Origin of the sequence: Nostoc sp. FACHB-133 (assembly GCF_014698055.1) — a bacterium.
In the GTDB taxonomy this organism is placed as follows: domain Bacteria; phylum Cyanobacteriota; class Cyanobacteriia; order Cyanobacteriales; family Nostocaceae; genus Nostoc.
Genome location: NZ_JACJSH010000140.1, coordinates 1 through 5,107 on the forward strand (window position 1 = coordinate 1; position 5,107 = coordinate 5,107).

The 5,107-nt window shown below is 42.0% G+C and carries 4 protein-coding genes; 2 read left to right on the top strand and 2 right to left on the bottom strand.

Translation table 11 applies throughout. From position 1 onward, the window contains the following. Nucleotides 1-1,140: 1,140 nt before the first annotated feature. Complete coding sequence (locus H6G86_RS37655; RefSeq protein ID WP_190938653.1) at nucleotides 1,141-1,563, bottom strand: hypothetical protein; 423 nt, start codon at nucleotides 1,561-1,563, stop codon at nucleotides 1,141-1,143. 423 nt (nucleotides 1,564-1,986) lie between these two features. Here H6G86_RS37655 and H6G86_RS37660 point away from each other — a divergent pair, with 423 nt between their 5' ends. Further along, a complete protein-coding gene (locus tag H6G86_RS37660) occupies nucleotides 1,987-2,193 on the top strand; it encodes a hypothetical protein (protein ID WP_190938654.1) in 207 nt (68 codons plus the stop codon). Between the two features lie 1,175 nt (nucleotides 2,194-3,368). Here the strand turns inward: H6G86_RS37660 and H6G86_RS37665 are convergent. Beyond that, complete coding sequence (locus H6G86_RS37665) at nucleotides 3,369-3,557, bottom strand: hypothetical protein (protein ID WP_190938655.1); 189 nt, start codon at nucleotides 3,555-3,557, stop codon at nucleotides 3,369-3,371. Nucleotides 3,558-4,839: 1,282 nt separating this feature from the next. Here H6G86_RS37665 and H6G86_RS37670 point away from each other — a divergent pair. After that, nucleotides 4,840-4,998: a hypothetical protein gene (locus H6G86_RS37670; RefSeq protein WP_524538528.1), complete on the top strand. Its 159-nt coding sequence runs from the start codon at nucleotides 4,840-4,842 to the stop codon at nucleotides 4,996-4,998. The last annotated feature ends 109 nt before the right edge of the window (nucleotides 4,999-5,107 follow it).

A 5,107-nucleotide genomic window follows, 5' to 3' on the forward strand; every position in this document is an offset into this window, starting at 1 on the left:
TCACAGGTAGTCAAACAGATAACAGATACGTCTGTTAATTTAAATTAACAGACGTATCTGTTATGTGTTTGACTACCTGTGAGAAATTATTGTAACTTGTTATTTTAATCTAACTGGTTAAAACTTGTAACCTGTTATTTGCTTTGGCTGTCCTATCAAGTAGTTACTCCCCTCAACCTGTTATCTGGATTATGTAACCAGTAATCGTTTTTAGTGATTACATTTAGCACTGCTTCAGATTGTGAAGTCCAGTAACCGAAGAGTAGCGGATGAGGGCGTAGATAGGCTGATATGAAGTCTAGCACATCTTGCGGATATTGGAGCGGATAGAGGGTCTACAAAGCCGAACATAGCTGCTAGCACCTTTCTTTTGCTTGCCGCCGGCTCATGGCGGATACGCCATCGCTCTTAATACAGGCGGCGGGAGCAAATGAGTTGGCTTTTCGGTGACATCTCGCATCTATTTTGTTCAGAGAATGGTAACAGGTTACTTCCATTGGCTATGGCGTTTGCCCGGTTGATGGTACTGACAATGTACAGGTATCAAATTTTTGAAATTAGTTCATTTTTTCTGTGAAAAGGTGGATTTTGCGTGCTATTATACTTACTTTAGATATTAGTAGAAATCTGTTGACTGTTAATTCATTTAACAGATAAACCTGTTATATTTACTCTCATGTCTGCAATGAGATTGTATTAACAGGTTTATCTATATGTTAACTGGTTAGTTGTAACCTGTTCAAGTTTGCATAACTTGTCAACACTGCACATATCCATAATGCTTTTATAGTAAAGCTTTCAGCTAAGGGTTAAATTATTGCATGAGTTTATAACAGCATATATGCACTATCCTGTTATAAAGCTAGTTACTAACGGGTTATAACATCTTTATATAGTAACAGGTTATTGATTTTGCTGTGGTGGTTTTGACTGGCAACTGCGTTGCCGCGTCTCCCTGCGATAGCTACGCCTACCGGGGAGCATTTCTGACGCGGCTGACAATTTCCCCAGGTTGGCAGCTACGCTCCATACCGCATCTATTTGGTTAGACGTTATAATAACTAGTTCTGATATAAATAACAGGTTACTGCTATCGACTATAGCGATGGCGTAGGCGATCGCCCCAATAGTTATGCTTTATTATTTTTTTTGTGGCATAACTTCGATGAGCGCGGTTTCTATCTCTTCCAAAGCTTTATCTATGGCATCTAACCGTTTGCGATTTTCCCACTCTCTATATGCTTCCGTGACCTCTGGATCAGTTCCTAGCCCTGTGCTACTGCCGACCCTGCCTATGTGTTGGTGGCAGGTATACTCTGGGTTGTTGCCGCACTTTACAATCCCTTTCAATCTGGGCTTTGGGTTCCTTTTAAAAATTGGCTCGTGTGATTGCCATTTTGCGTATACATACCAGTAGATTTCACCATCTTTTTTGTATTTTTTGCGTACCTCATACTGATGAATCCAGACCCCAGGTTCAGACATTGGTTCATTGACCAGCTGCTGCCTTATTTCCTTTAATTGCTGAAGCTTCTCTATGATTTGGTCGATGCGGTCTGTCATGGCAGTTATAAAAGTTATGCCTATTGTAAAATTTTAGGGCATAACTTTTGTAGCCGTGCTAGTAGAGGCAAGCTACGCCTCCATACCGCATCTATTGGTTAGACATTTGTAATAACTAGTTTTGACATAAATAACAGGTTGTCACTATTCTTTGACAGCCGCCAAAATTTCTTAGAGAAAGCGATGCCGTACCACTTCGTGGAAGCAAGCTACGCTCCTCTCCTTTCCTTAAAATTCTTAGAGAAAATCATCGCGCCCAGCCCTTACCCAAAATTCATTCATTGGGTTTTTAGTAGCAATTTGAGTAACTGGCTGGAACAAATCTATGATTAGCGATCGCAAGAGAGCAACAAGCTAAACTTTCAGCATTGCACTTTTTATCACTTTTATTTATTACTTTAACTATATTAACTACTTTCCTTTATGGTTAAGCGATCACAAGACAGAGGGCGGTTACGCCATTGCACAGAATCGTCAGCGCGGTTATTGACATCTGTGGTCTGGTGGACTGGACTGGCAACTGCGTTGCCGATCGCTCCAGTAGTTATGCTTTATTATTTTCTTCTGGCTAGCTCCCAGCTTACCCGCCACCGTAGGCGATCGCTAAGGGAGCAAGCGCTTCACCCCTAGCCCAATGCCCAAGACTTACAACTACGTTGCCGCGTCTTTTCACTGGCATAGCCGTGCCACCATCTCAATGTTGTACTGCTTTGATAATGCTGGATTTTATACATTTTTTGGTAGTCACCACTGAGAAGAGCGGTATTTTGTATCAAATTCTGATACCGTAGTCACGCCCTCTATATAAATAGATATTAACCATTATGACTACCAAATTCATCGTAACTACCAAACTATGACTACCAAAACCCCAAATCTCCAATCTCAATTCTTGACCTGACTACGGGCGATCGCTTCATTTATGTACTGACTTGGCAATGCTGGGTTTTATACGTTTTTTGGTAGTCACCACTGAGAAGAGCGGTATTTTGTATCAAATTCTGATACCGTAGTCACGCTCTCTATATAAATAGATATTAATCATCATGACTACCAAATCCATCATGACTACCAGACTATAACTACCAAAGCCCAAATCCCCAATCTCAATTCTTGCTTGGCTACGGGCGTAGCCGATCGCTTCTCCCTTGTTCCTATTCCCCCACTACTGACTCTCTCGCCTCTAGCTCGACCGCATTCTGGATTAGGCTAGGCGCATCAGGCATTAGGCATTAAGCATTAGGCATTAGGCATTAGGCATTAGGCATTAGGCATTAGGCATTGGCTGTTGGGAAGAGGCGATGCCAAAGGCCGCAAGCTACGCTCTACTCCCCTGGCGGCCCTATTAGACATTGAAGATTAAAGATTGATGAAACGGGCGTTGTAATTCCATCTGTGAAAGCTGATCTACTTTTGTCGTTTTTGAGTTTTGTGATCGGGTGAGGCGATCGCTCTGTGTTACCTTGCCTCCCAATTGAGATTGGTAGCCACAGTCCGCTTACACCTCTCGACACTCCCAAGACCTTCGGTTAAGGAAGTTTTGCGTTGAGGGCAGTAGAGGTAGAAGAGAAGCAGGGGGAAAAGAACTAATTGTCTATCAACTCTTTCCTCCCCTGCCCCTCTGCTTTGATTAGACATTGCAGTTGTAAAACCTCAGTCGCTTTTGTAGTACTTTTGTAGTTTTCTGGGGCTAATTTTTGGCTGATTGTTGATTTTTAGCTCAAAAAACTTTCCAAACTTTTTGGCGTACTGTGCGTCAAAAAATCATATTATTCTTTTCTCGGAGCATAATATCACTGCGACATTTAAAAATGCTGAAATCCTCGCATTTTCCATTGATTTGCCATTACTGTGCCATTCAAATGCCATTGATTTGCCATAATTGAGCCAAAACTACATCTATTTCTCAACAGTTTAAGCTTGTTGAGAAATGGCTTTTTAGAAATCCTTAATTCTGCCAGAAATTTGCCATTGGGATGCCATTCAAATGCCATAATTTAACCCATTTTCTGAAATTCCTTTTTTTTGCCATAATTCTGCCATTGGGGTAAGTTTTTAGTTCGTATGCGAAGTTCTTTCCGACAATCTCTCTAGCGTTTACCAATTTGTGGCAGTCAAGAAAAAAAAAGAATTAGATCAGTGTTGTGCGTGACTCAATATCCTGACTGCCTAATTTCTCTCCCTCTTATTGACCACCGCGCGATCGCATAACAGAACCCCTTCAGACCTTAAAGCCACCGCTCTTGATTTTGCTCCCAGCAGTAGTTAGAAGAATGCCTTAGACAATGAATGGCGGCGATGCCTACGGTTCTTGCTAGCCGAACCACCTTCTTCGACCTATGCTTAATTCCCGAAGCGATCGCTGCTAACAGTCGCGTGAGTCTTCTCCCCCAATCAAGGGGACATTCTCTCTAGTTGGATCTGCGTTGGGTGTTTCTCTATTCCTGGTAACATGGTCATCACTTGCGGCAACGTTGCCGAATGTTTTTAGTTTCTCAATTCTGAGAATTGTTAGTGGCGACATCAAAGATTTATGCTACAAATGCAGTGTGAGTGTAGTACTCAAAAACCCCTTTGGGCGAACGGCGGTTTCATGTCACGAGCGCAGCTTAAGATGGCGCAGCCACCCGCAGGGCATGAAACCATAGTGAGTATGGTTATTTTATTCTCTAAGCGAATAATTGTTGATAGCAGAAAATAGCGATTCCCTGCGCTTAGTTTAGGCTTAGTCTAGGCTTAGTCCAAGCATAGTCTAGGAAACTTGCTTTCTTGAAAAACTGATTAAGAGCGCTAAGTTGTGGCTTAGTCTAGGCTTAGTCCAAACATAGTCTAGGCATAGTCTGGAGAAAATGTAGTTTGGTATACAATTTTGTCATTTTAAAATCCACTAATTACAAAGACTTAGTGGTGATTATGACTGAGTTTGTAAAGGAAAAAATAACTTTAATTTCTCCCTGACTTAAAGCCTTCACCACTAAGGAACTCTTCATTGATCAGCAAGAGAATTTTATCTGTGTCCTTTCCCTTGTTGCCATAGCTGGCATAGACAATAAAAAGCCCTCTAAAAATTGATTCTAGAGGGCAGTGGGAAAAATTATTTGGTGTGAAGAGCTAGATGTACTAGGTTCTGTTGCTAGATACGATCAGAGTTGTCCCCAATCGGATCTTCAGTAACTACAGGTTGAAATTCATCAAATCCGGTTATTGCTGGGGGAAATGTTGTCCAGAAGTTCCATTCCACTGCGGATAATTTAGGAAATTTCGGGGCATCGAAATTTGGAGCAGTTGCAAAGATATCTGGAAGTAACGGATGAGCAGGTGTTGGGGGCGGCGGCGAGTTTGGCGATGTTGTCGCCTGTGGGTAGAAGTCATGTAGAGATATTTGCCCATTCACCACATTTACGCGGCTTATTTCTCATCCTGGGGAGAACCTAAAAGCGATCGCTATTCATCCCTCTGCCTTCTACCTTTTTCAAAAATTCTCGCGTGACCCCTAGTTGTACTCTCCAGGAAGATCAGTTTTTCTAACAGTAATGCTGCCAAC